24 protein-coding genes and 2 pseudogenes are annotated in these 25,900 nt (G+C 60.3%); 14 read left to right on the plus strand and 12 right to left on the minus strand.

Annotated elements, in window-relative coordinates:
- Positions 1 to 4 precede the first annotated feature (4 nt).
- Positions 5 to 1,156 carry an MFS transporter gene (locus BZL43_RS14735; protein ID WP_095632985.1) on the minus strand — a complete coding sequence of 384 codons (1,152 nt, stop codon included), beginning with the start codon at positions 1,154 to 1,156 and terminating at the stop codon, positions 5 to 7.
- 168 nt (positions 1,157 to 1,324) lie between these two features.
- Between BZL43_RS14735 and BZL43_RS14740 the strand changes: the two genes are divergently transcribed.
- Positions 1,325 to 2,317 (plus strand): diaminopimelate epimerase, encoded by a 993-nt coding sequence (locus BZL43_RS14740; RefSeq protein WP_095632986.1) that lies wholly within the window; start codon positions 1,325 to 1,327, stop codon positions 2,315 to 2,317.
- A 102-nt stretch (positions 2,318 to 2,419) separates the two neighbouring features.
- On the opposite strand, the gene codA is transcribed toward BZL43_RS14740, so the two are convergent.
- From codA to BZL43_RS14775, 5 genes are all read right to left on the minus strand, one after another.
- Complete coding sequence (gene codA / locus BZL43_RS14745; protein ID WP_095632987.1) at positions 2,420 to 3,667, minus strand: cytosine deaminase; 1,248 nt, start codon at positions 3,665 to 3,667, stop codon at positions 2,420 to 2,422.
- A 13-nt stretch (positions 3,668 to 3,680) separates the two neighbouring features.
- Positions 3,681 to 4,952, minus strand: a complete 1,272-nt coding sequence (gene codB / locus BZL43_RS14750) for a cytosine permease (RefSeq protein ID WP_095632988.1) — start codon at positions 4,950 to 4,952, stop codon at positions 3,681 to 3,683.
- Between the two features lie 261 nt (positions 4,953 to 5,213).
- The gene (locus BZL43_RS14760) at positions 5,214 to 6,041 is read right to left on the minus strand and encodes an alpha/beta fold hydrolase (RefSeq protein ID WP_095632990.1); all 828 of its coding nucleotides are present in this window, start codon (positions 6,039 to 6,041) and stop codon (positions 5,214 to 5,216) included.
- Between the two features lie 217 nt (positions 6,042 to 6,258).
- A complete protein-coding gene (gene queD / locus BZL43_RS14770) occupies positions 6,259 to 6,615 on the minus strand; it encodes a 6-carboxytetrahydropterin synthase QueD (protein ID WP_003173033.1) in 357 nt (118 codons plus the stop codon).
- Between the two features lie 75 nt (positions 6,616 to 6,690).
- A complete protein-coding gene (locus BZL43_RS14775) occupies positions 6,691 to 7,770 on the minus strand; it encodes a hypothetical protein (protein WP_095632991.1) in 1,080 nt (359 codons plus the stop codon).
- A gap of 248 nt (positions 7,771 to 8,018) precedes the next feature.
- On the opposite strand from BZL43_RS14775, the gene BZL43_RS14780 reads away from it, so the two are divergent.
- Genes BZL43_RS14780 through BZL43_RS14795 form a run of 4 tightly spaced genes read left to right on the plus strand, consistent with a single transcriptional unit; the run spans position 8,019 to position 10,629 of the window.
- Positions 8,019 to 8,327, plus strand: a complete 309-nt coding sequence (locus BZL43_RS14780) for a PepSY domain-containing protein (protein ID WP_095632992.1) — start codon at positions 8,019 to 8,021, stop codon at positions 8,325 to 8,327.
- Positions 8,327 to 8,647 carry a PepSY domain-containing protein gene (locus BZL43_RS14785; protein ID WP_095632993.1) on the plus strand — a complete coding sequence of 107 codons (321 nt, stop codon included), beginning with the start codon at positions 8,327 to 8,329 and terminating at the stop codon, positions 8,645 to 8,647. The genes BZL43_RS14780 and BZL43_RS14785 overlap by 1 nt, the downstream gene beginning before the upstream one ends.
- Positions 8,648 to 8,650: 3 nt before the next feature.
- Positions 8,651 to 9,319 carry a response regulator transcription factor gene (locus BZL43_RS14790; protein ID WP_095632994.1) on the plus strand — a complete coding sequence of 223 codons (669 nt, stop codon included), beginning with the start codon at positions 8,651 to 8,653 and terminating at the stop codon, positions 9,317 to 9,319.
- Entirely contained in the window at positions 9,316 to 10,629 is a 1,314-nt protein-coding gene (locus tag BZL43_RS14795) for a sensor histidine kinase (RefSeq protein ID WP_095632995.1), read from the plus strand. The genes BZL43_RS14790 and BZL43_RS14795 overlap by 4 nt, the downstream gene beginning before the upstream one ends.
- Positions 10,630 to 10,683: 54 nt before the next feature.
- Here the strand turns inward: BZL43_RS14795 and BZL43_RS28830 are convergent, their stop codons facing one another.
- Together BZL43_RS28830 and BZL43_RS28835 are read right to left on the minus strand one after the other, a co-directional pair.
- Positions 10,684 to 11,439: a methyl-accepting chemotaxis protein gene (locus BZL43_RS28830; RefSeq protein ID WP_371916214.1), complete on the minus strand. Its 756-nt coding sequence runs from the start codon at positions 11,437 to 11,439 to the stop codon at positions 10,684 to 10,686.
- A gap of 102 nt (positions 11,440 to 11,541) precedes the next feature.
- Positions 11,542 to 12,831, minus strand: a pseudogene (locus BZL43_RS28835) (HAMP domain-containing protein); the annotation flags it as partial.
- A 374-nt stretch (positions 12,832 to 13,205) separates the two neighbouring features.
- On the opposite strand from BZL43_RS28835, the gene BZL43_RS14805 reads away from it, so the two are divergent.
- From BZL43_RS14805 to BZL43_RS14815, 4 genes and pseudogenes are all read left to right on the plus strand, one after another.
- Entirely contained in the window at positions 13,206 to 14,522 is a 1,317-nt protein-coding gene (locus tag BZL43_RS14805; protein ID WP_095632997.1) for a Na+/H+ antiporter family protein, read from the plus strand.
- Between the two features lie 146 nt (positions 14,523 to 14,668).
- A pseudogene (locus BZL43_RS28840) lies at positions 14,669 to 15,487 on the plus strand (cache domain-containing protein); the annotation flags it as partial.
- Between the two features lie 102 nt (positions 15,488 to 15,589).
- Complete coding sequence (locus BZL43_RS28845; protein WP_371916215.1) at positions 15,590 to 16,345, plus strand: methyl-accepting chemotaxis protein; 756 nt, start codon at positions 15,590 to 15,592, stop codon at positions 16,343 to 16,345.
- Between the two features lie 315 nt (positions 16,346 to 16,660).
- Positions 16,661 to 16,819 (plus strand): metallothionein, encoded by a 159-nt coding sequence (locus BZL43_RS14815; RefSeq protein WP_095632999.1) that lies wholly within the window; start codon positions 16,661 to 16,663, stop codon positions 16,817 to 16,819.
- A gap of 70 nt (positions 16,820 to 16,889) precedes the next feature.
- On the opposite strand, the gene BZL43_RS14820 is transcribed toward BZL43_RS14815, so the two are convergent.
- Positions 16,890 to 17,117: a DUF6555 family protein gene (locus BZL43_RS14820; RefSeq protein WP_007907010.1), complete on the minus strand. Its 228-nt coding sequence runs from the start codon at positions 17,115 to 17,117 to the stop codon at positions 16,890 to 16,892.
- Between the two features lie 253 nt (positions 17,118 to 17,370).
- Here BZL43_RS14820 and selD point away from each other — a divergent pair, with 253 nt between their 5' ends.
- Positions 17,371 to 18,405 (plus strand): selenide, water dikinase SelD, encoded by a 1,035-nt coding sequence (gene selD / locus BZL43_RS14825; RefSeq protein ID WP_095633000.1) that lies wholly within the window; start codon positions 17,371 to 17,373, stop codon positions 18,403 to 18,405.
- Complete coding sequence (gene mnmH, locus BZL43_RS14830; RefSeq protein ID WP_095633001.1) at positions 18,405 to 19,508, plus strand: tRNA 2-selenouridine(34) synthase MnmH; 1,104 nt, start codon at positions 18,405 to 18,407, stop codon at positions 19,506 to 19,508. Before selD ends, mnmH begins: the two co-directional genes overlap by 1 nt.
- A gap of 136 nt (positions 19,509 to 19,644) precedes the next feature.
- On the opposite strand, the gene BZL43_RS14835 is transcribed toward mnmH, so the two are convergent.
- Complete coding sequence (locus tag BZL43_RS14835) at positions 19,645 to 20,319, minus strand: histidine phosphatase family protein (RefSeq protein ID WP_095633093.1); 675 nt, start codon at positions 20,317 to 20,319, stop codon at positions 19,645 to 19,647.
- Between the two features lie 286 nt (positions 20,320 to 20,605).
- On the opposite strand from BZL43_RS14835, the gene BZL43_RS14840 reads away from it, so the two are divergent.
- On the plus strand, positions 20,606 to 21,313 hold the full coding sequence (locus BZL43_RS14840) for a glutathione binding-like protein (RefSeq protein ID WP_095633002.1): 708 nt from the start codon (positions 20,606 to 20,608) through the stop codon (positions 21,311 to 21,313).
- A gap of 66 nt (positions 21,314 to 21,379) precedes the next feature.
- On the opposite strand, the gene BZL43_RS14845 is transcribed toward BZL43_RS14840, so the two are convergent.
- Positions 21,380 to 22,912 carry an FAD-dependent oxidoreductase gene (locus BZL43_RS14845; protein ID WP_095633003.1) on the minus strand — a complete coding sequence of 511 codons (1,533 nt, stop codon included), beginning with the start codon at positions 22,910 to 22,912 and terminating at the stop codon, positions 21,380 to 21,382.
- A gap of 395 nt (positions 22,913 to 23,307) precedes the next feature.
- Between BZL43_RS14845 and BZL43_RS14855 the strand changes: the two genes are divergently transcribed.
- Positions 23,308 to 24,402, plus strand: a complete 1,095-nt coding sequence (locus BZL43_RS14855; protein WP_095633005.1) for a DUF1615 domain-containing protein — start codon at positions 23,308 to 23,310, stop codon at positions 24,400 to 24,402.
- 245 nt (positions 24,403 to 24,647) lie between these two features.
- Positions 24,648 to 25,268, plus strand: coding sequence for a glutathione S-transferase N-terminal domain-containing protein (locus BZL43_RS14860; RefSeq protein ID WP_095633006.1), 621 nt, complete (start codon positions 24,648 to 24,650; stop codon positions 25,266 to 25,268).
- A gap of 183 nt (positions 25,269 to 25,451) precedes the next feature.
- On the opposite strand, the gene BZL43_RS14865 is transcribed toward BZL43_RS14860, so the two are convergent.
- The gene (locus BZL43_RS14865; RefSeq protein WP_095633007.1) at positions 25,452 to 25,892 is read right to left on the minus strand and encodes a CBS domain-containing protein; all 441 of its coding nucleotides are present in this window, start codon (positions 25,890 to 25,892) and stop codon (positions 25,452 to 25,454) included.
- Between the last annotated feature and the right edge of the window lie 8 nt (positions 25,893 to 25,900).

The following is a 25,900-nucleotide window of genomic DNA, read 5'->3' on the forward strand; positions in this document are numbered from 1 at the left end:
GCTTTTAAACCTTCAACACCCTCCCGCCAATCGCCACGGCCACCAGCAATATCGCCATCAACCCAAAGGCAAAACTCAAGCTGCTGCCGTGGGCGATAAAGCCGATCACCGCAGGCCCGGCGAGAATGCCCGCATAACCAAGAGTAGTAATGGCCGGCACGGCAATGCTTTCCGGCATGACGGTCTGTTTGCCGACGGCGGTGTACAGCACCGGCACAATGTTCGAGCAGCCAGCCCCCAGCAACGCATAACCCACCAGCGCCGCCTCCCAGGCCGGTGCGAACGTCGCCAACGCCAGGCCTGCCGCGGCCGTCAGCCCACCGAACACAATCACCCGCGTATAACCAAGACGCCGAACAATCCTGTCGCCGGTCAAGCGCCCGACGGTCATGGTCAGCGCAAACGCCGCATAACCCAGCCCCGCATACGCCGTGTCGATCCCGCGCTCCTGTGCCAGGAACACCGCGCTCCAGTCGAGCGCCGCGCCTTCGGCCAGGAACACGATGAAGCACATCCCGCCGATAAACAGCACGATGCCATGGGGCACGGCGAATGCCGGGCCAGAACTTTCACTGCCGTAAGGTAACAGGTGCGGCGCAGCTTTGAGCAAGGCCAGCACGAGTATCACGATCACCACCAACATCGCCCCCAGCGGCGAAAAACCCAAACCGAGCAGGGCGCTGACACCCGCCGCACCGACGATTCCGCCGAGGCTGAACAGCCCATGAAAACCCGACATCATGGTCTGGCCGCTGGCCCGCTCGACGATCACCGCTTGCAGGTTCACCGTCGAATCCACGGTGCCCAGGCCCGCGCCGAACATGAACAATGCTGCGATCAACGCCGGAATCGAAGACACCGTCGCCAACAGCGGCAGTGCCGCACAGATCAATAAAGTCCCGCCGCTCAACACCCGGCGGCAGCCGAAACGCGTCGCCAGAATACCGGCCATGGGCATCGCCAGAATCGAGCCCACCCCCAGACACAGCAGCAACAGCCCGAGGGTTCCTTCATCCAGGCCGGCCCGTGCCTTGGCGTAAGGCACCAACGGCGCCCAGGCCGCGATGCCGATGCCTGCGATGAAAAAGGCGATGCGGGTGGACATCTGTTCCAGACGCCCGGGGACGAATGCGGCTTGGGTGTTGAGGCTGGTCATATCGATCCTTGGCAAAAAACGTCGCGTCCCCAAAGGGACACTGAACAACCGCAACGGGTTCGATCACCTCGTTGGGGCGGGCTGCTGTCAGACAGCGTGACATCCTTGCACAGCCGGCCATTGTTTCGCGATATTGTCAACGCATCAGTTATTCATAGAGGGAACGCCATGACACGGATGTACGACGCTCGAGGGAATATCTACGCGGTCGTGACGCCGGACAACGTGCGCGATAACGGAATCCAATTGCCTGCGCTGGCCAGCCTTGCCGCGCAAACCCGCCAGGCGTGGACGTTGTCGGTCATCGAGGCATTCTGCGCTTGGGCGCCAGGTACACAGCCGCCCGGCAGCAAGGCACATTGCTGCGATGGTCTGCTGGTAGGGCCGTTTCAATCGTCGCCGCCGTTTGATCTGTTGATCGTCAACACTGACGGCACACTGGCCGAGCGTAGCGGCAATGGCCTGACGATTTTTTCCCAGGCCCTTGCTGAACAAGGGTTGATGCCCACGCAACAGACTTGTCTGCTTCAGGTTCATCACGACAAGAGCGACACGGTTTCGCCGGTGCAGACTTTGGTGAAGCCCGCTGAAATCGATGGCGTGCAAGGGTTCTGGCTGGACCTGGGGCAGCCATCGTTCGGGCCTGAAGCGGTGGCTGCGCAAGGGGTTGAACCGGCGACGTTGAAGGGTTGTGAAGTCAGTCATGTGCGGCCATTGTCGACGCTCGATCCCGCCTGGAACCGCAGCCAGTTCGTGCGCATCGGTAATCCCCATTGCGTAACGTTGGTGACCGGTGCCGAGGCGTTGCCGAGTAACGCGCAGATGCGCGAACCGGGATTGGCCAACGGCTTGACCCGCATCGCATACGCCATGCCGACCGGGGCCGGGCAGCCATGTCCGGCAGGGGTCAACCTGCAATGGGCGATGCTTGAAGCCGAGGGCCGAATCATTGCGCGGGTGTTCGAACGCGGCGAAGGGCCGACTGCCTCGTCCGGCACCAGCGCCAGTGCAGTGGCGTGTGCGGCGTGGCGCGTGGGTTGGGTGACGGCCGGGGAGGTGAAGGTGGTCATGCCTGGCGGCACGGCGCCGATTTTGCTGGAAGAGTTGGATGGTGAATTGAGTCGGGTCAAATTATTCGGGACGGCGCGGTTGATGCGGTGAATTTTAAACCGCTATCGCGGGCAAGCCCGCTCCCACAGGGATCACGCTGAACCTGTGGGAGCGGGCTTGCCCGCGATGGGGCCATCACATTCAACGAAGATCTCAGCTCAAACCACCACTAAACTCCACCACCGGCATCTGCCGCTTCATCAACACCTTGCCCTCGCGAACCGAATACAGCGGCAAACCCTGGCTGCGAATCACCTCATAATCGCTGTCCGCTGACAGAATCAGCAGATTCGCCGGTCGCCCTTGTTCCAGTCCATAGCGATCACCCAGGTTCATGGCCTTGGCACTGTTGTCGGTCACCAGATCCAGCGCACTTTGCAGATTGCGATAACCGAGCATGTGGCAGATGTGCAACCCAGCCTCGAGCACCCGCAAAATGTTGCCATTACCCAGCGGATACCACGGGTCGACGATCGAATCCTGGCCGAAGCACACGTTCATCCCGGCTTCGAGCAACTCGTTCACTCGGGTCACGCCGCGGCGTTTCGGGAAGTTATCGAAGCGTCCCTGCAGGTGAATGCTTTCGGTGGGGCAAGAGACAAAGCTGATCCCCGAATGCCCGAGCAGCCGGAAGAGTTTGGCGCAGTAGGCGTTATCGTAAGAGCCCATGGCCGTGGTATGGCTGGCGGTGACGCGCGAGCCCATGTCGCGGCTGCGGGCCTCTTCGGCCAGTACCTCAAGGAAGCGTGAATGCGGGTCGTCGGTTTCGTCGCAATGCACGTCAACCAGACAACCGGTGCGCTCGGCCAGGTCCATGAGGAACTTCACCGAACTGACGCCCTGATCCCGGGTGTACTCGAAATGCGGAATGCCTCCGACCACATCGGCGCCCAGGCGGATCGCTTCTTCCATCAGCTCCCGACCGTTGCGGTACGACTCGATGCCTTCCTGGGGGAACGCGACGATTTGCAGGTCGATCAGATGATGGCTTTCCACGCGCACTTCAAGCATCGCCTTGAGCGCTGTCAGCTCGGGGTCGGTGACATCGACGTGGGTACGCACATGCTGGATGCCGTGGGCGGCGAGGGTCTGGATAGTCTTCTTGGCGCGGGTTTTGGTGTCTTCCTGGGTGATGGTTGCCTTGCGCTCGCCCCAGCACTCGATGCCTTCGAACAGCGTGCCGCTCATGTTCCAGCGCGGCTCGCCGGCGGTCAGGGTGGCATCGAGGTGAATGTGCGGTTCGACAAAGGGCGGCACCACCAGATTACCGCCAGCGTCCAGGTCGTCAGGCCCCAGTGACGGGGCTTCGGTTTGCCGGGCAATGCTGTGAATCAGGCCCTTTTCCAGGTGCAACTCATGCAGGCCTTCTTGGTTGCGCAGGCGGGCATTGATGATATGCATCAGGCAATCCTTCTCAGAGATCTTGTAATGGTGCGTCGGCGGTACGGATACCCAGTACCCCGGTCAATAGCACATACGTTAGCGCGGCTACGGCAATCCCTACCAGCGGCGCGACCCACGGCGAGCTGAAGGCGGCGATTGTGCCGACCGCATAAGCGCTCAGCCCCGGCCAGTTGAACGCGGGCAACCGTGTGTCGGCCAGACGTGGGTAGCGGCCCCGATAGCGAAAGAAAAAGTCCGCCATGATCACCCCGCCAATTGGCGGAATCACTGTGCCCAGCAGAATCAGATAAGGCACCAGCATGTCGTACATGCCCAGCAGCGCCAGTAACGTACCGATCACCGCGCCGGTCAGGGTCACGGCTTTGCGCCGGCCGGTGCGCAGCAGGTTGCAGCCGGCGACGGCGAAGTTGTAGATGGTGTTGTCCTGAGTGCTCCAGATGTTGAGCAGCAACATTGCCATCGCGGCCATGGCGAAGCCTTGCAACAGCAGCACTTCGACCACATCCGGCTGCTGATAAACGATGGCGCCGTAGGCACCGATCAACACCATCAGACCGTTGCCGACGAAGAAACCGATCAGGCTCGCCAGCATCGCCACCCGCGCCGAACGGGAGAAGCGTGTCCAGTTGGTGGCTTGCGTCGCACCGCTGACGAACGTGCCGAACACCAGGGTAATGGCGGTCGACCAATCCAGCGTTCCCGTCGGCACCACCGCGAGCAAGCCCTCGAGACCGCCGACCTTCACCGTGGCGACCCACATCGACAGCATCAGCAGCAACATCATGGCCGGCACGGCGATGTACGACAGAATCTCCAACCCGCGATAGCCGATGTAGGCCGTGGCGCAGAAACCCAGGCCGAACAGCACCATCAGCCCCAGAACCGTGCCCTCGCTCAGTTCGAAATATTTGCCCAGCACCACCGCCGCCGTTGCGGTGCCCCAGGCGTACCAGCCGATCTGGGTGAAGCCGAGGATCAAATCGCTGAGCTTGCTGCCCACTTCACCAAAGCAGAAACGTCCCATCAGCACCGAGTTCAGGCCGCTCTTGAAGGCGATGTAGCCTAGCCCCGCGGCATAAATTCCCAGCAGCAGATTGCCGACGATAATCACCGCCATCATCTCGCCGAAACTGAACGCCACACCGAGCTTGCCACCGGCAAACATGGTCGCGGTGAAGAAGGTAAAACCCAGTAGCACCATGGCGGTGGAGGCGAGTCCCTTGCGGGCATGCATCGGGACTTCGCTGAGGGGGTAATCGTTGCCCGAATCGTTTTGCGTCATGTGGCGTTCCTTGCTGGATGGAGGACGCGGGGGTGTTGCAGTGCTCGTGCCAAGCGTGGGGTGGCGTAGTTATTTATAGCCGAGCCAACGGAGTTGGCCCGCAGAGGGCTCGAAAGCGGTGCGGAGTTGAGTCAAATTGGAACATTTGCTGATCGTTCCCACGCTCTGCGTGGGAATGCAGCGCGGGACGCTCTGCGTCCCTTTCGAGGCGGACGCAGAGCGTCCATTGAGGCATTCCCACGCAGAGCGTGGGAACGATCATCATCCACCGGCCAACGGCAAAAACCGCAGCAGCGCCGCCACAATCGCTTCCGGCGCATCCTCCTGAACCAGATGCCCGGCATTGGCAATGGCATGAAACTGCGACCCCGCAATCATCTGATGCAACGCCCGGCCGCGTTCGATGGGAAGCCACTGATCGTTCTCTCCCCACAGAATCTGCACCGGGCACCGAACCGTCGGGTACAGCTCTTCTACCTCGCGGGTATAACGTTCATCCATCTGCGCGATCTGCCGATAAAACGCTGCTTGTCCAGACTCCCCAAGCCATGGCTTCACATGGGGCGCCAGCTCCTGATCGGGAATCTCGCGCTTGATCGCGCCACGAATATAGGCCGGCACAATTGCCTGTTGAATGTAATCGGGCAGTCCACTGAATGCGGCTTCATGCTGACGCACATGCTGCACGAACGGCGAACCCCAGGGCGACAGCGCCACGGGATCGATCAGCGTCAGGCTGCGGTATTCCTTGCCATTGAGCAGATGCGCGCGCAACGCGGTGGCGCCGCCGAAATCGTGGGCCACCACGTCTGGCCGTTCCAGGCCCCAGTGCTCCAGCAGTTGCGCCAATAGTTGGTTTTGCACGCCCAGCGACACATCGCCGTCCGGCTGTGCGGATTGTCCGTAACCCAGCAGATCGAAGTAGTGCACCCGATGCGTGGTGATGAAGTGCGGCGCAATCCGGTGCCACACATAAGAAGAGAAGGGCGTGCCATGCACGAACACCAGCGGCGGCCCGTCGCCACGCACGGCGTAGCGCACGAAGTGCCCGTTGAAGCGATAGGTCTGAGCCAGCGGCCAGTCAGCCATTGGGAGCGTCCTCTTGGCGTGTGCGAGCCAAGAAGCATAAGCATAAAAAAACAGCCATTGAAGGCTGTTTTTCTATTCACTGACGAAACGCAGTTCCACCTGTGGGAGCGGGCTTGCTCGCGAAGGCGTCGTGTCAGGCGACATCGATGTTGACTATGCCGCCGCCTTCGCGAGCAAGCCCGCTCCCACAGGGGATTTTCGTTGTCTTTAGATCGGCTTACTCACCGCGATAGATGCAACCGCTGGTGCACGTCTCGTGGATACGAATCGCGCTGAGTTCCGGCAACAGGGGCTTCAATTCATTCCAGATCCACTTGGCCAGCACTTCGCTGGTCGGGTTTTCCAGGCCGGGAATGTCGTTCAGGTAGTTATGATCCAGGCGCTCGTAGAGCGGCTTGAAGATCGCCTTGATTTCCGAGAAGTCGCGGATCCAGCCCGTGTGCGGATCGAGGTCGCCGCTCAGGTGAATCGCCACTTTGAACGAGTGACCGTGCAGGCGACCGCATTTGTGGCCGTCTGGCACGTGGGGCAGGCGGTGGGCGGACTCGAAGGTAAACTCTTTGAAGATTTCCACAGTGATGTTCAGCTCTGTCAGGTGGCGATCGCCGCGGCGATATGGGCAGGCGGCGAGTTTAACAGTTTGTCCTGACTAAAGGGTCAGCAAGCGCTCGCCAAGGCGACCGTTGGCGGTCAGTTCGAGGAATTCGTCACCCAGCCTGCGGCTTTCATCCATCGTCGTGCGCCAGTATTTCTGCCGGCTCGGGGCATCGCCCATGAAGCGCTTGAAGTCGTTACGGTCCGGCAGTTTGCCGTAGGGCAGGCGCGACAGATAGTCCCTGGAGGGCGCCAGCAACAGAACATCCTGCAAGCGCGCAGGGCAGGCGCGGCGCCACGGCAGGGTCTTGTCGAACCAACCGGGGATCACTCGATCAGTGAAATGCGGATACAGCACAATATCGTTGCCGCTGTAGGGCAGGTCGAGGTGATAGTCCAGCAGCCCCCCATCGCGAAACGTCCCGGCACCGGCACCCGGCAGGTCACGCACGCCTTGCATGACCATCGGGATGGAACCGGAGGCGAGCAGGGCCTGGCGCAGGTTGCCGGCATCCAGCGCAACGAAGCGCGACGGGAAGTCATCCAGCGCGTTGACCGGTGGCGCCAGGCGCGGGTCGTGGATGATCAGCCGCTCGAAATGCCGCGACAACCGCGCGCGCCCGCGCAGGTTGTCGGCGATCACCGACGACAGCCCCAGCCCAAGCCGACCGCGATGATCGTCCGCCAGCAGGCCATGACTTTTGACCACCATGATGTTCAGTCGATAGTGGGCGTTGTCCAGAATCGAGGCATCGCGGCCGTCGAGCAAGTCATCGAGCATGCGTCGGGAGCTCTGGCTGATCTGCGCCATGGTCACGCCCTTGGCGAAATTCTGCTCGGTGTACAGATGACCGAGGCGGCGGATGCCTTCGGCGGCGTCCGGCAGGCAGGCGCTGGCGAACCGCCAGGAACCCACCGAGGCACCGATCAGCGAACGTTCCCGTGGCGCCGCCGGCAGCCATTCACCGAACAGCGCCAGATCCAGCCCCTGAATGCCCAACGCCTTCGGGCCGCCGGCGGCACCCGGCAGCGTGCCCACATCGGCGGCGCTCAAGCCATTGGCGCGGATGCGCGCCAAGGCACGCGGGCCGGCCTTGAGCGTCAGGGAAGGGAACTTGATGTGGATCGCGGTCATACCGGTCTCGCTGTCTGGCAGGCGGGGGATTATAAGCGCGTGTCAGACAGCGCAGCGCACAATCTGTAGGAGCCAGGCTTGCCGGCGAAGGCGATTTCGAGGACGCCTTCGCCGGCAAGCCTGGCTCCTACAGGGATTTGTGCAGGTCAGTAATGTCGAGTTGCCGTCGATGATGGCAATTCAGTTTCAGTTAAGTTCAAATCACTAAGGTAGCTCTCGTAGCAACACATAAAAATACGGAGACACCCATGAAAATCCTGACTGCCCTGTTTACCGCCTCCATCATCACCATGACCGCCAGCATCGCCCACGCGCGCGACCTCGGCCCCGACGAAGCCCTGAGACTGCGCGACGCTGGTACCATTGTGTCCTTCGAGAAACTCAACGTCACGGCATTGGCCAAACACCCCGGCGCCAAAATCACCGAAACCGAGCTCGAAGAAGAGTACGGCAAGTACATCTACCAGGTGGAACTGCGCGATCCGCAGGGCCTTGAGTGGGACCTGGAACTGGACGCTGTCAGCGGGCAGGTTCTCAAGGATCATCAGGATACGTAATGAAGGTGTTTTCTTTTAATCGGCGTGCCAGCGGTCGGATGGCGCTGGTGCTGCTGGCTTTTTGCTCGGTGGTCCTGGCCCGCGACCTGGATCAGGACGAGGCCCTGCGCTTGCGCCAACAAGGTGTGATCCTGCCGCTGGAGCAGCTCTTGCAGCAGGCGCTGGACCTCTATCCCGGGGCCAAGCTGCTGGAAGCCGAGCTTGAGGAAAAGCACGACGTCTACATTTATGAGGTCGAGCTGCTGACCGGCGAAGGCGTGGTGCGCGAGCTGGACCTTGATGCCATCACCGGCCAATTACTGAAAGACAAGGAAGACTGACCGATGCGTTTGCTTCTGGTGGAAGACCATGTGCCGCTGGCCGACGAATTGATAGCCGGCCTCAACCGACAGGGGTACGCCGTGGACTGGCTGGCCGACGGTCGCGATGCGGTGTACCAGGGCAGCAGCGAGCCTTATGACCTGATCATTCTCGACCTCGGCCTGCCGGGTTTGCCGGGGCTCGACGTACTGGCGCAATGGCGGGCCGGCGGCTTGGCCACGCCAGTGCTGATCCTCACCGCGCGCGGTTCCTGGGCTGAGCGGATCGAAGGTCTGAAGACCGGCGCCGACGATTACCTGACCAAACCGTTCCACCCCGAAGAGCTGCACCTGCGAGTCCAGGCATTGTTACGCCGCTCCCACGGGCACGCCAATCAGCCCACGCTCAAGGCCGCCGGTTTGCATCTGGATGAAGCTCGCCAATGCGTGACCCGCGACGGCGCCGACATCCAGCTCACCGCTGCCGAGTTTCGCCTGCTGCGTTATTTCATGCTGCACCCCGAACAGATCCTTTCCAAAAGCCACCTTGCCGAACACCTCTACGACGGTGAAACCGAGCGCGATTCCAACGTGCTGGAAGTTCATGTCAACCACCTGCGACGCAAGCTCGGCCGCAGCGTGATCGAAACCCGTCGCGGTCAGGGTTACCTGTTTGGCGGGCAAGCCCAGTGAGGTCGATCCAGCGCCGCTTGAGCCTGGGCCTGATCAGCGTGATGGTGATCGTCGGCCTGGTGCTGGCGCAAACCAGCTTGTGGCTGTTCGAAATGGGATTGCAGCGCTACCTCGAAGCCGGGCTGCGCAACGACAGCGAAAACCTGCTGGTGGCGCTGGTGCGTGGGCCGCAGGGTTTGCAACTGGATGAGCGGCACTTGTCGCCGGCCTATCAGCGACCGTTTTCCGGGCATTACTTCCGTATCGATTTTGCCGACAGCCATTGGCGTTCCCGCTCGTTATGGGATCAGGAGCTACCGCAACTTGACCACCCTGGCCTGCATAGCAACTTGCAACTGGGGCCGGAAGGGCAGCAATTGCTGGTGTTGCGTTCGGACTATCGCCGGTTGGGCCTGGCGATTTCCATCAGCGTCGCCCAGGACTACACCCCGGTACGCGAGAGCTTTTGTCGCATGCAACAGGTCGGCCTGGGGTTGGGGCTGGCGGGGCTGTTGTTTATTTTGCTATTGCAACGGATCACCGTGCGCCGCGCCTTGCGTCCCCTGGAAAAAGCCCGCGAGCAAATCGCCCAGTTACAGCAGGGGCAGCGCTCGCAACTCGACGAAGAAGTGCCGTTGGAGCTGGAACCGCTGGTGGCGCAGATCAACCATTTGCTGGCCCACACCGAAGACAGCCTCAAGCGTTCACGCAACGCCTTGGGCAATCTCGGCCATGCCTTGAAAACCCCGCTGGCGGTGTTATTGAGCCTGGCGTCCAGCGAAAAACTCGATGCTCACCCGCAACTGCGCAAAGTCATGCAGGCGCAACTGGAACAGGTTCAGCAACGGCTCAATCGCGAACTCAACCGCGCCCGCCTGTCCGGCGATGCACTGCCGGGGGCGTTGTTCGATTGCGATGCCGAACTGCCGGGCTTGCTGGCCACTTTGAACATGATTCACGGCGAACACCTCGACTTGAGCTACCGGGCCCCGGCCGGTTTGCAACTGCCATGGGACCGCGAAGATCTGCTGGAATTGCTCGGCAATCTGTTGGACAACGCCTGCAAATGGGCGGATGCCGAGGTTCGATTAAGCGTGGTTGAAACGGCTGAAGGGTTTGAGTTGAGCGTGGAGGACGATGGGCCGGGAATTCCCGAAGACCAGCGCGCTCAGGTATTCAGCCGCGGTACCCGGCTGGATGAACAGACGGATGGGCATGGGCTGGGGCTGGGCATCGTGCGTGATATCGTCGATACGTGGGGCGGGGTGTTGAAGTTGCAGGAAAGCGAGTGGGGCGGGTTGAAAGTCACGATCGAACTGCCCAAACGCTGATTTCCCTCCAGCCGATCGTTCCCGCGCGGAGCGCGGGAACGATCATGCGTTGGATCACACGCGAAACTGATCCATCAAGTTCTGCTGCTGATTCGCCAAGCTATTAAGCGACTGGCTCACCCGCGCCGATTCATTGGCCTGCCCTGACAGGGACTCGGTCACATCCCGAATGGTCGCCACGTTGTTATTGATTTCTTCAGCCACCGCGCTCTGCTCTTCTGCCGCACTGGCAATCTGCAGGTTCATGTCACTGATCACCGTTACCGCCTCACCAATCTGCCGCAATGCCGTCACCGCCTGACTAACCTGCTCGACACTGCCCTGAGCCTGGCGATGGCTGTTGTTCATCGAACTCACCACCTCCTGCGTACCGCTCTGCAGCTGCTCGATCACCAGACGGGTTTCCTCCACGGACTCTTGAGTACGCCGCGCCAGGTTGCGCACTTCATCGGCCACCACGGCGAAACCGCGTCCGGCTTCACCGGCACGGGCGGCTTCGATGGCGGCGTTCAGTGCCAAGAGATTGGTCTGTTCGGCGATAGCGCGAATCACTTCCAGCACTGAACCGATTTTTTCGCTGTTCGCTGCCAGGCCTTCGACCTGGACCATGGCCGCGCTCATGTCGACGGCGAGGTGGTCGATGCTGGCGGTGGTGCGGTCGATCACGGCCAAACCCTGACGGGTCGCCTGATCGGCATCGCGCGCCGCTTGTGCGGCCTGCGCGGCGCTACGGGCGACGTCCTGGGCGGTGGCGCTCATTTCGTGGGACGCGGTGGCGACCTGATCGACCTGACGGTATTGCTGCTCCATGCCGGCGCTGGTCTGGGTAGCGATGGCGGATGATTGGTCCGCCGTGCTGCGGGCGTCCTGCACCGAGCGTTTCACTTGGGCAATGATCGGTTGCAGCTTGTCGAGGAAACGGTTGAACCAACCGGCCAACTGGCCCAGCTCATCCTGCTTGTCATAAGCCAGGCGCCGGGTCAGGTCGCCTTCGCCGCTGGCAATGTCTTCCAGCATGCGGGCCACGCCCAGGATCGGTCGGGTCACGCTACGCGCCATCAGCCACACCAACAGCAGACCGACGAGCGCCGCCAGCACACCCAGGCACAGTTCAATCAGCGTACCGGTGGTGTTGCTATCGTCGAGTTGTTTTTTCAGCGCTTCGGCGGGGCCGACCAGGACCTTCTCGGGCACGTCGAGCAACACGCCCCAGGATTTGCCACCGGGAATCGGCTGGAAGGGCGACAGCACTTTCAGTTGCCGATGGCTATGCAGGCTTTCGGTTTTACCGCTGGTGGTCAGTCGGCGCAGCAATTGGGCACCGTCGATCGTGTCCACAGCGTCCAGGCGCTGGCTGAGCTTGCTGGCGTCCGGGCTGTAGCCGGCGAGCAAACCGACCGGGCTGACGATGCTGACATTGGTCTGGCCGTCATAGAGTTTTTGGCTGGCGTTCTGGCTGATCGCTTGCAGGCTGTTGAGGTTGATGTCCACCGACAGCGAGGCAATGACTTTGCCGTTGACCATCAGCGGGAACACGATGCTGGTCATCAGCACGTTCTGGCCGTCGATCACATAGAAGTAGGGCTCGATCACACATGGCTTGAGCGTGGTGCGCGGGCACGTGAACCAGGCGTTGGCCGGCTCGCCGCTGGGGCCGGTGGCGGTGTCGGCCATGTCGCTTTCCGGCAGGGCCATGGAGGTCAGCTTGCCCGGTATCGGTTGCGACCAGTACAGGGCGAAGCGACCCTTTTCGTTACTGCCAATCTCTGCCTGATCGGCAAACAGTTCATCCTTGCCGTCCAGCGCATTGGCTTCGAACACCAGCGACAGGCCGAGCAGTTCCGGGTTGGCTTGCAGGGCCGACTTGACCTGCCGGGTCAGATCTTCACGCAGATCAAAGGCATCGAGAAAACGCTTCTCGGCCTGATCGCGCAAAAACAGCACCTGCCGCGAAAAGCCATGGCCATATTGATACGCGTCCATGAACTGCTGACGAATACCCAGCGCCTGAACTTCCCCTTGGGACTCGATGCGCGCCTGGGCGGCTTCGGTCAGCATGTCCATGCTCGAGGCTTTCACCAACGCGGAGCTGTGCTCCATGCGATACAGCGAAAGCCCTACCAGCAGGGTCACGATGCCTGCCAGGCACAGCCCGGCCAACAGGGTGATTTTCCATTGAATGGAAAGTTGTCTGAGCGACATGGAAACGTCCTTTTATTCGATAAATATCTGAGACTTTGCACTGTAGCGGCCAGAATCCGGCTTTCTTTATGTCGTTGGGCCGAATATCCACTCATACCCTTGTGAGACTGATTCACCCCCTGTAGGAGCTGCCGAAGGCTGCGATCTTTTGATCTTCTGGCGTCATCGAGGTCATTGAAAATCAAAAGATCGCAACCTTCGGCAGCTCCTACAGGGGGTGGTGTTCGCTTTGACAAGGGGACGACGGTCCGGCACAGTGCGCGCCCTCTGATAAAACCCTTTTCTCCATCCGCTGGTGACGCTCATACAGACTACCGGCCGGACTCATCCGTTTGGCGGTGATGCCTCACCGCGCTGCTTTTGAGGTAACGACAATGAATGCAGTAATTGCCGCGGTCGGCATCATGCTGATACTCAGCCTGTCCCGCGTGCATGTGGTGATCGCGCTGATCGTGGGGGCGCTGGTCGGTGGCTTGACCGGTGGCCTGGGCATCGACGCGACCCTTAAAGCTTTCAACAGCGGCCTCGGCGGCGGAGCGACTGTCGCGTTGTCCTACGCCTTGCTCGGCGCGTTCGCGGTGGCCATCGCCAAGTCCGGCCTGGCCCATGCGCTGGCCGACAGGGCCCTGGCCCTGGTCGATCGCCAGCACGCCAACGGTGGCGGAAATGTCAAATGGCTGCTGATCGGCTTGCTGTGGGTGGTGGCCATCGCCTCCCAGAACATTTTGCCGATTCATATCGCCTTTATCCCGTTGCTGGTGCCGCCACTGCTCTATGTGCTGACCAAACTGCAACTGGACCGTCGTTTGATTGCCTGCGTTATCACCTTTGGCCTGATCACGCCGTACATGTTCCTGCCCGTGGGCTTCGGCAACATTTTCCTCAATGAGATCCTGCTGGCCAATGTTGCCCGTAGCGGCGTGGACATCAGCGGCATCAACGTCACCCATGCCATGGGCATTCCAGCATTGGGCATGGTGTTTGGCCTCGCAGTAGCCTTCATCAGCTACCGCAAGAAGCGCGTTTACAACCTGGAAAAGATCGAACAGGTCGAACAGGTCGCGGTGCAATACAACCCGTTGAGCTTGATAGTCGCCGGCCTGGCCATTGCTGCTGCGTTCATTATTCAGTTGCTGCTCGATTCGATGATTATCGGGGCGCTGGCCGGCTTTCTGATTTTCTCGGCGTCGGGCATCGTCAAATGGCGCGACACCGATGACCTGTTCACTGAAGGCATGAAGATGATGGCGATGATCGGCTTCATCATGATCGCCGCGTCCGGTTTTGGCGAAGTGATCAAAGCCACCGGGCAAGTGCAGACGCTGGTCGAAGCCTCGGCCTCATGGATCGGCCACAGCAAAGCCATTGGCGCGTTGTTGATGTTGCTGGTGGGCCTGTTAGTGACCATGGGCATTGGCTCGTCATTTTCCACCGTACCGATTCTGACGGTGATTTTCGTACCGTTGTGCATGCAACTGGGCTTCAGCCCGCTCGCGATTGTCAGCATCATCGGTACCGCCGGCGCATTGGGCGATGCCGGGTCTCCCGCGTCGGACTCGACCCTGGGCCCGACCTCCGGTCTGAATATCGACGGCCAGCATCACCACATCTGGGACACCGTTGTCCCGACCTTCCTGCACTACAACCTGCCGCTGCTGGTGTTTGGCTGGGTAGCGGCGATGGTTCTCTGATTTCGCTCCCGTAGGAGCCAGGCTTGCCGGCGAAGGCGATTTCGAGGACGCCTTCGCCGGCAAGCCTGGCTCCTACAGTTTTACGTTGGCCTGCCGTTATAGCCTTGACCACGCCAACAAAAATCAAAAGAGTGAACCTCATGCGCATGAGTCTGAAGGCTAAAGTCCTGTCCCTTGCCGTCCTCCCGGTGTTGCTCTTTGCGCTGGTCATCAGCCTGACCACATTGTTCATTCTGCAGGAGCAGGCCCGCAAGGAAGTCGAGCAAACCCGTCAGCGCCTGCTCAGCGATGCCAAGGCAACCCTGCAAAGTTACGTTGCCGTGGCCATGACCACGATCAAACCGCTCTACGACGCGGCAGCCCCCGGCGATGACGCCGCGCGTGCGCAAGCGATCAAGTTGCTGTCGAGCATCAGCTACGGCAAGGACGGCTACTTCTTCGGCTATGACTCCAATACCGTGCGCCTGTTCAAGGCCAGTAGCCCCGAAGGCGTGGGCCAGAGCTTCAAGGACAATCGCGACCCGAACGGCGTCTACGTCAACCGCGACCTGGTGAAAGTCGCCAAGGACGGTACCCACTACCTGCAATACAGCTCGACGCTGCCCGGCAACACCCAAATGCTGGTGCCCAAGCTCGGCTACACCGAATACCTGCCGAAGTGGGACATGGCGGTCGGCACCTCGGTCAACCTCGACGGCATCGAAGCGCAAGTGGCGGTGGTTGAGGCCAAGGTCCAGGAACGCATGCAAGGCGTGGTGCTGAGCATTGTCGGGATTGCCGTGGTGGTGCTGCTACTGATCGCGGCTGCCGGGATGCTGTTGGCCAACACCATTCTGCGTCCGCTGAACCTGATGAAAGCCAACCTCGACGACATCGCGGCGGGCGAGGGCGACCTGACCCGGCGTCTGGCCATCACCCGCCAGGATGAACTCGGCCAGCTGGCCGGCTCGTTCAACCGTTTCGTCGACAAGATTCATGGTCTGGTACGGCAGATCACCGAAATGACCTCGCAACTGACCGGGCTGGTGAATCAGGTCTCCGATCAGGCCCAGCGCTCGGATCAAGCCATGGAGCGTCAGCGTCACGAAACCGATCAGGTGGCCACCGCAATCAACCAAATGTCAGCGGCGGCTCAGGAAATGGCCAAAAGTGCGCAAAACGCGGCAGTTGCTGCCCAGCAGACCGACGAAGAGGGTCAGGCCGCCAAACGCGTGGTGGCCGGCAGCATCGTGAAGATTCATGCGTTGGTGAATGACATTCGCAGCAGCGGCGTGTCGCTCGACAGCCTGCAGAAAGACGTGTCGTCAATTGTCAGCGTGCTCGGGGTGATCCGTTCGATTGCAGAGCAGACCAATCTGTTGGCGCTCAACGCTGCGATTGAAGCGGCCCGCGCCGGTGAGGCCGGGCGTGGTTTTGCGGTGGTCGCCGACGAAGTGCGTGCATTGGCCAGCCGCACGCAAATCAGCACCCAGGAAATTCAGAGCATGATCGACCGCTTGCAGGCCGGCACCCAATCGGCGGTCGAAGCCATGCGCCGCTCCAGCGAGGCCGGCGACGGCACGTCGGCCCAGGCCAACGAGGCGGGGGCGTCTCTGGACGCCATGGCCCAATTGATCGGCACCATCAACTCGATGAACGCCCAGATCGCCAGCGCCGCCGAAGAGCAAACCGCCGTGGCCGAAGAGATCAACCGCAGCGTGCATCAAATCGCCGTGGCCGTAGACAGCGTCGCCGATGAAACCCAGCTCGGCGCCCAGACCTCGCGTAGCCTGGCCGATCTGGGGCAGCGCCTGGGGCAACTGGTCGGGCAATTCCGTATCTGATTGATGTTGCTTTTGTGGCGAGGAGGCTTGCCCCCAATGCCGGTAAGTCAGGACGTAGAACCTGTAGGAGCTAGGCTTACCCGCGAAGAATGCGCCGCGGTTTTTCAGGTATTACGTGTCATCGCTCTTCGCGGGCAAGCCTCGCTCCTACAGGTGCTGTGCTTCCCCTCACCATAGGGCAATCGCGACTACCCTCATAAGTAAGCAAGCACCGTCCAAGGGTTAGTTTGAACCCGTTTGGGGAGCGGACGGTCACCTGCTTCAGGTGTCGCGCATTCGCGGCACCCGGACGACCCTAACCACGGAGTCAGACTTATGAATGACGGTACCTGCGACTGCCCGAAATGCAACTGTAAACTCGGTGAACACCCTATCGTGCGTCACGGCAAGCACTATTGCTGTGAAGCCTGCGCCAAGCACCATGAAAACGGCGAAGCCTGCGCCAACAAAGACTGCAAGTGTGCTCAACCCTGACCGCTCAGGCAAAAAAGTGGAGCCGTCCAGGCTCCACTTCACTTCAAATCTTTCCCCTCCTGTTTGACGCTCAACTGGCGGGTCGCCAAGTTACATTCTCGATGCCGAATTTTTCCGCCAGCGGCTTGCTGGTCTTCTGCACCCGTTCACGGCCAAAGCGCGGGATCCGGCCTACTCCGGCATCGCAACTTGCCCAGTGCCAAGCCTCTGCATTGTCCATCTTGTCGAGGCGGATAATGAAAGACTTGGGCTTGCCATGAAGGGTGTATTCAATGACGAAAAGTTTTGCGTTGTTCATAAAACCTGTATTCCTCCCTGTAGTTATAGAGGGATCGCGAGGCGCGGCGAAAATTCAGTCGAATTGTCGGACGGCGACAGTGACTGGTGACAGCCGGACGCCCCGTAATCCTGGTTGAACCAGTCCGACAGGCAGGCACCTTTTTTCTGCAGGTTCGCCACAATGGATCGCTTATTCCTGCGGGTTGTGAAGACCCCGCAGGAATGGGGTTGCTGTAGAATCCTCGGCATTGACTTTACAAGGTGCATCCCCGATGAGCGAGCCGATTCGTCTGACCCAATATAGCCACGGCGCAGGCTGTGGCTGCAAGATTTCACCCCAGGTACTGGAGGTGATTCTGGCCGGCAGCGGCGCGCAAAACCTGGACCCGAAACTCTGGGTCGGCAACGCTTCTCGCGATGATGCGGCGGTGTATGCCATCGACGAAGAACGCGGCGTAGTGTCGACCACCGACTTTTTCATGCCGATCGTCGACGATCCATTCGATTTCGGCCGTATCGCCGCGACCAACGCCATCAGCGATATCTACGCCATGGGCGGCGATCCATTGATGGCAATTGCGATTCTCGGCTGGCCGGTCAATGTGCTGGCGCCGGAGATTGCCCGGGAAGTGATTCGCGGTGGGCGTTCGGTCTGCGATGAGGCGGGGATCCCACTGGCGGGCGGCCATTCGATCGATGCGCCAGAGCCGATCTTCGGCCTGGCCGTGACCGGGCTGGTGGAAAAACGCCACATGAAGCGCAACGACACCGCCACCGCCGGTTGCTTGCTGTACCTCACCAAACCCTTGGGCATCGGCATCCTCACCACCGCCGAGAAGAAAGGCAAGTTGCGCACGGCCGACATCGGCCTGGCCCGGGACTGGATGTGTACCCTGAACAAACCCGGCAGCCGTTTCGGCAAACTCGACGGCGTGACCGCGATGACTGACGTCACCGGTTTCGGCCTGCTTGGGCACTTGGTCGAGATGGCCGACGGCAGCAACGTGACTGCACGCATCGAATATGACCGGGTGCCGCGCCTGCCAGGTGTCGAGTATTACCTCGATCAGGGCTGCGTGCCGGGCGGCACGCTGCGCAATTTCGACAGCTATGCCAGCAAACTGGGGCGGCTTCAGGAACTGCACAAACGGGTGCTTTGCGATCCGCAGACCAGCGGTGGCCTGCTGATTGCGGTCACGCCTGAGGGCAATGAACAGTTTCTGGTGGTGGCAGCCGAACTCGGCCTGGCCCTTGAGCCGATCGGCGAACTGATCGAGCGACAGACTAATGCGGTAGAGGTGTTTTGATGTCCATCGACTTCACCGATTACCGCGACATCTTTCTAAACGACCGGCCAATGATGGATACCCGCGCGCCGATCGAATTCTGCAAGGGCTCATTCCCTGGCGTGGTCAACCTGCCGCTGATGAATGACCTGGAAAGGCAACGGATCGGCACTTGCTACAAGCAGCAAGGTCAGCAAGCCGCCATCATCCTGGGGCATCAATTGGTGGCCGGCGAAATCAAGGCCGAGCGCATCCAGGCCTGGGCCGATTTTGCCCGGGCGCATCCGGATGGTTATTTGTATTGTTTTCGCGGCGGTTTGCGTTCGCAGATCGTTCAGCAATGGCTCAAGGACGAAGCGGGCATCGACTATCCGCGGGTCGGTGGCGGCTACAAGGCCATGCGCACCTTCTTGCTCGATACGCTCGATCAGGCTATTGCCCAGTGTGATTTCGTTTTGCTGGGCGGCATGACCGGCACCGGCAAGACCGAGGTACTCACGCAATTGAGCAACGGGCTGGATCTCGAAGGCCACGCCCATCATCGCGGCTCCAGCTTCGGCAAACGCGCCACCGGGCAACCTTCCAACATCGATTTTGAGAACCGCCTGGCGGTGGATGTGCTGAAGAAGCGTGCCCGTGGTATCGAACAGTTCGTGCTGGAAGACGAGAGCCGCATGGTCGGCAGCTGCGCCTTGCCGTTGCCGTTGTATCAGGGCATGCAGCAATTTCCGATGGTTTGGCTGGAAGACAGCCTGGAAGGGCGGGTCGAGCGAATCCTGCGTGATTACGTGGTGGACTTGTGCGCCGAATTCATCCAGGTGCATGGCGATGAAGGCTTCGCAATGTTTTCCGAGCGTTTGCTGGCAAGTCTGAACAATGTCCAGAAACGATTGGGCGGCGAACGTCATCAGCGGATGTTGGCCTTGATGGAAGACGCGCTGGCAGAACAGGCGAACAGCGGTGCGGTGGATTTGCACCGAGGCTGGATCGAAGGGTTACTGCGCGAATATTACGACCCGATGTATGCGTTTCAGCGGGAGAAGAAGGCTTCGCGGATCGAGTTTGTCGGGGAGCGGGGGGCGGTGCTTGAATATCTGCGGGAGCGGGGTAATGACCTAGGGTGATGTTGTTTTCGCCGGCCCCATCGCGAGCAGGCTCGCTCCCACACTGGATTTCAGTAGTACGCAGAATCTGTGGTCACTGAAGATCAAATTGGGAGCGAGCCTGCTCGCGATGAGGCCCTGACAAGCGCCCGACCGCTTACGTCGGACAAGTCTTCTGACCGTTATCCAGGCCTTGCTTGTAGCTGTTGCTCTGCAGGCTGGCCTTGCCGTTGTGCCAGGTCAGCGTGAGCACGTACAGCGAGTCGTAGTCGCTGGATGCCCAGTCCTCGGTGATGTTCTGTTTCTTGCCGACGGCTTCCCCGGCGACCTTGTTGATCAGCTCGGGCAGGTAGCCGTGGGACCAGGCCGTATAAATGACCGAGTTGTGATACTTGTCGTCCAGCAGTTCATCCGCCAGGTCGCTGGTGTCATTGGCCGAGAAGTTGATGTTCACCGGCAAGCCTAGCTTGATCGCGCTGGGGCTGATGGTCATCAGGGGGCGGATATAACTGTAGGAATTATCCAGTTCGCCTTCCTCGACATTGCGTGTCGGGTTGGCGGCAAACACGTAGTCGGCCTTGCCGAATTTTTCCGGCAACAAGGTGGCCAGGTCGATGGCGCGGTTCAGCCCCTGACAATTAAGCTGACCCAGTCCGCCAGCGGGTTTTTCCGCATGTCGCAGGAAGACCAGCGTCTGGGTGCCGTCCGCCGGTTGGGCGCGGCTTTCACTGGACTCAAGCGACAAAAACAACGCGCTGACCGCCAGCAGGGAGGGCAGGAAGATATAGGCGCGATGTTTGAAGCGTTGGGCGAATTTCAATGGATTCATCATCGAATAGGTCATCTTCAGCGTATTCGGTTAAGGCTGACAAACCTTGGCACCGCGAGCTCCCAGCATCGGGTGTTTTCCATGTCATTGACCCGGTCCGTTTCCTACAGGGCAATGCTCAGAGTCCTCTGGAGCCCTTTGGTTCGATCCGGGTAAGGCGCCTGGCACTTTAACGGCAACCTTGAACGGATTGGGGAAAGGTTATCGACTGGATGTTGCGGATTTATGGATACGGCACATACCTTATCCACCTTATGACCTTCACTCCGTCTTTGCGTGGATGCCCCTTATGACCGATTTGTCTGCATTCCCCATTACTCGAAAATGGCCGGCCCAATACCCCGAATGGCTCCAGCTCTATTCCTTGCCAACGCCCAATGGCGTCAAGGTTTCGATCATGCTCGAGGAAATCGGGCTACCCTACGAGCCCCATCATGTGAGCTTCGACACCAACGATCAGCTGTCTCCTGAATTTCTCTCGTTGAACCCCAATAACAAGATCCCGGCGATCCTCGACCCCCATGGGCCGGGGGACCAACCGCTTGCCTTGTTCGAATCCGGGGCGATTCTGATTTACCTCGCCGACAAGAGCGGGCAACTGCTGGCGCAGGAATCGGCGGCACGTTACGAGACCATTCAGTGGCTGATGTTTCAGATGGGCGGTATCGGGCCAATGTTCGGCCAACTCGGTTTTTTCAACAAATTCGCCGGCAAAGACTACGAAGACAAGCGTCCTCGTGATCGCTATGTCGAGGAAAGCAAGCGCTTGCTTCAAGTCCTTGAAGGCCGTTTGCAGGGGCGCAACTGGATCATGGGCGAACGCTACACCATTGCCGACATCGCGACTTTTCCTTGGGTGCGCAACCTGATCGGCTTCTATGAAGCCGGCGAGCTGGTCGGTATCCAGAATTTCCCCAACATCATCCGCGTGCTGGAACGTTTCCTGGCAAGGCCGGCGGTGATTCGCGGGCTGGAAATCCCCAGGCAGCCGCTTTGAATCCCATCATCAGGCAATGAACTCATCGCGCCGAATTTGTGGGAGCGAGCTTCAGTGGTCTCGGGGTCAGCCGAAAAACGGCCGAATTTCTCGCTCCCGGAAATACCGCTCGATCACCTTCGGATCGGCGCTGTAGTCGGCAATCGCCACATACGTATCCGGCCGCAGCAGGTAAAACCCGTTGCGCGCCAGGCCCGCCGCTTCAAACGCCGGTCGCCAGTCGAACACCTGCAACGGCAGGTGATGCTCGGTGCACCAGGCGATCATCTCGTCGCTGGTATCGCCATACACATGCACCTGCCAGGTCGGGTCCTTCAGCGGTTCGAAATTGTCCCCTTCACCGTCGTGGGCCCAGGGCAGGCGATCACCGCCGTGAACATGGCCCGCAACGCCCTCGCTCAACGGCATGCCGCGATAGTTGAGAGTGGTCTGCGACACCGTGCGAAACAGGAACTCCCGAGCGGCTTCCAACGAGGTCATTTTCGGGATCAAAAAAGGTGCCACACGGGTGCGCAAGACGTCGGCAATTCGCCCTTCGGCGGTGACGAAACTGAAGACCCGGTCGGTAGTCGCCACCAATCGCCGGGCAAAGGCAATGCGCTCGGTTTCATAACTGTCGAGCAGTTTGGCCGAGGCGCCACCGGTTAACACCGCCGCGAGTTTCCAGGCCAGATTGATTGCATCGCCAATTCCGGTGTTCATGCCTTGGCCACCCGCGGGGCTGTGGACATGGGCGGCGTCACCCAGCAGAAACGCGCGCCCGGTGCGAAAATGATCCGCAACCCGGTGATGCACGCGGTAGGTCGAGAACCAGTTCACCTTATCGATCTGCACCTTCAGATGCTCAATGGCCCGGTGGCTGATGTCTTCAAACTGAAGGGTTTCGGCACGGTCGGCGCGCTCGTCGCGAACCGTGCCGATCAGTCGGGCCCGACCTTCGCCGGCCAAGGGGAATACGGCGAGGAAGTCGGCTTCATCAAGGTCCACATGCAGTTCACCGTTGAACGTGGGGCCGCGAGCCTGAACGTCCGCCACGTAAAAAATCTGCTGGTAAGTGCCGCCTGGAAAACCGGTGTCCAGCGTTTTGCGCACAATCGACCGGGCGCCATCGCAGCCTGCGAGGTAACAGGCCTGGCAAGTTTCCTCCTGACCATCGGGCAAACGCAGCCGGGCGGTGACGCCATCGCCGGTTTGCTCGAAGCTGTGCAGTTCGGTGTTGCGCTCAACTGTAATACCGAAGCCGGCCTCCAGGCGGTCGATCAGCAGGCGTTCGTGTTCGTCTTGCGGATACATTTCCAGAAACGCGTAGGGCGTCAGACCTTCGCCGATGCTGCTCAGCGGCAGGCGCGCGACCGGTTCGCCCTTGACCCAGAAATTAGCCGCGGCCACTTTATGGCCGTTTTGCACAACGGTGTCGCTGAGGTCGAGCTGGCGATACAGTTCAAGCGTTCGCGCCTGTACCGCCAGCGCACGTGAAGTGGTGCCGGGTTCCGACGTCTTGTCGATAATGCGCACCGCAATCCCCAGTTTGCTCAGCCACAGCGCCAGTACCAGCCCGGTCGGGCCGGCGCCGATGATCAGCACGTCGCTACGGTTCATGAGCCTGTCCTCCTCGGTGTGTGGAGCAAGTATGGTTCAGCCCGGATACACCCACCGCCCGCCTGCCCAACGGAACCAACCAGATTTGTAGCAGCTGCCGAGCTTGCGAGGCTGCGTTCGGCTGCGCAGCAGTCGTGAGTCCGATTAACGCGGTCAGCCTGACGCACCGCAATCTCTGGTTTTACGACTGCTGCGCAGCCGAACGCAGCCTCGCAAGCTCGGCAGCTGCTACACGGCTACACGGCTACACGGCTACAGCGCTACAGCGCTACAGCGCTACAGCGCTACAGCGCTACAGCGCTGCAGGGGAACAGTCAGCAGCTGTCACAGTCATAGCCTGCGCCATGCCATTGATCGTATGGTTAACCCGGCTCAACGGATTTTGATGGAGCAACATGCAAGTCAATCGATTGATCATGAGCATCACGGCATTGTTGGTCCTGGCCGGTTGCGGTACCCAACGCACGATGGAACCGCCGCCGCGCAAGCCCGCCGAGGTCAAGGCCGAGATCATGCGTCTGCTACCGGCCAAGACCCCCGATCGCCAAGGCTGGGCCACGGACATCTACGCGGCGTTTGCCGCGCAAAATATTCCGCCGACCACGCAAAACCTGTGTTCGGTACTCGCGGTCACTGAGCAGGAATCGACGTTTCAGGCAGATCCGCCGGTGCCAGGCCTGGGCAAGATCGCCCGGGACGAAATTGACCGTCGCGCCGCCAAGGCTCACATCCCAGGTCTGCTGGTGAGCGGTGCCTTACAGGTCAGTTCACCCAATGGCAAAAGTTACAGCGACCGGCTGAATGCCGCGCGCAGCGAAAGAGAACTCAGCGCGATTTTCGATGATTTCATTGGCATGGTGCCCATGGGGCGGACGCTGTTCGATGGTTTCAACCCGGTGCATACCGGTGGGCCCATGCAGGTCAGCATCGACTTCGCCGAACAGCAGGCGCGTCATTATCCCTACCCGGTAAACGGCTCGATTCGCCGCGAAGTGTTCACCCGTCGTGGTGGCCTGTATTTCGGTATTGCCCATTTGCTCGGCTACCCGGTGAGCTACAAGCAGCCGCTGTATCGCTTCGCCGATTTCAATGCCGGTTGGTACGCCAGTCGCAATGCGGCGTTTCAGAACGCAGTAAGTCGTGCAACCGGCATCCCGCTGGCGCTGGATGGCGATCTGGTGCGCTACGGTTCGATCATGCCTGGCGCTACGGAATTGGCGGTGCGCACCCTCGGCAAGCAGTTGGACATGCGCAACCTGACCATCAGGGATCAATTGGAGGAGGGCAAAGGCCTTGAATTCGAGGACACCAAGCTGTATCGGCGGGTGTTCGCCCTGGCCGAACAGGCTGAAGGCCGGCCATTACCCCGTGCGGTATTGCCGGGAATCGTACTGCAAAGCCCGAAAATCACCCGCAAACTCACCACGGCGTGGTTCGCCAAGCGGGTCGATGAGCGTTACCAGCGTTGCATGAAGCGTGCGGGGAAGTAACTGGAGCAAAAATGACTAAAAAAACCGGCTGATGAAGGCTAATGTCAGTCAAGCCATTTCAGCCGTGATGCAGTCTTTGTAGCCGCTGGCGAAGCCTGCGTTGGGCGGCGTAGCCGTCGTAACACCGCAGAGTGTGGGATGTGAGGCAGATTGCATTAGCCATTATCACGACTGCTGCGCAGCCGAACGCAGCCTCGCGGGCTCGGCAGCTGCTACAAAGAGAGAGTCGCAGAGGAGATTTCGTCATGTATCAGCTTTACGGACATCAGAACTCGGGTGCGGCTGCCATCGAAGCTGCGCTGGAACTGTGCGAGGTGCCTTATCGCTTTATCGATGTCTCATCGTCTCCGGAGGCGGTTCAGGCATTGGAGAAGCTCAACCCGCTCAAGCAGATTCCGACCCTGCAATTGCCCGATGGCGGGGTTCTGACCGAGAGCGCGGCCATCCTGATTCACCTGGGCCTGACGTTCCCGGAGTCGAACCTGTTGCCGGAAAACCCGCTCAAACGTGATCAGGTTATTCGGGGCCTGGTGTACATCGTCACTAATTGCTATGCCGCCATCGGCATTATCGACTACCCCGAGCGTTGGCTGGCCGAGGCGGACGAATCATCCAGGGAAAACCTTAGGGCCGGTGCCCGCCGGCGCCTGCACTGGAGTTGGCAGGTGTTTGCCGATCAGTTCGCCGGCAAGTTGTACCTGGGCGACGGAGCACCGAGTGCGCTGGATATTCTGGCGGCGGTGGTGACGCGCTGGGCGGGGACGCGGGAGCATTTGCGCGTTGCGCGACCGGGGTTTTCCGCCTGGCTCGAACGCTTCGACCGGCACCCTGCCTTGGCACCGGTTTTCGCGCGGCATTGGCCGTAAGAACACCAACAAACTATTGTGGGAGCAAGCTTTTGTGTTGAGTGAGCTTTGTGGCGAGGGGGCTCGCCCCCGTTCGGCTGCGAAGCAGTCGCAAGGCTTTCGGGGGCGCTTCGCGACCCAACGGGGGCAAGCCCCCTCGCCACAGAAGCCCGCTCCCACAGGGGGATTTTCGGTGTGCTGGAATCACTCGCCGCGAATGTACTGCTCCAGCTGGCGAATCAGTTCAGCCTGTTCGGCGATGGCTTCCTTGACCAGGTCGCCGATGGACAGCAAGCCGATCAACTCGCCGTTTTCCACCACCGGCAAGTGCCGCAGGCGCTTTTCGGACATGATGCCCATGCAGGTTTCGACGGTTTGATGGGTGTCCACGGTGATGACCGGCTTCACCATGATGTCACTGACCGGCGTGCCGACGGAGGATCGCCCCTTGAGTACCAGTTTGCGCGCATAGTCCCGCTCGCTGATGATGCCGACGACCTTTCCCTCTTTCAGCACCGGTAACGCGCCGACGTTTTTTGCGGCCATCACCATCAGCGCTTCCAGCACCATTTGATGAGGCGCAATGGTGTGGACTTCCTGATTCTGTTGGGCCTTTAACTTGAGCAGTTGGGCGACGGTTTTCATGGCGGTTT

The organism is Pseudomonas sp. PICF141 (assembly GCF_002286815.1).
In the GTDB taxonomy this organism is placed as follows: Bacteria; Pseudomonadota; Gammaproteobacteria; order Pseudomonadales; family Pseudomonadaceae; genus Aquipseudomonas.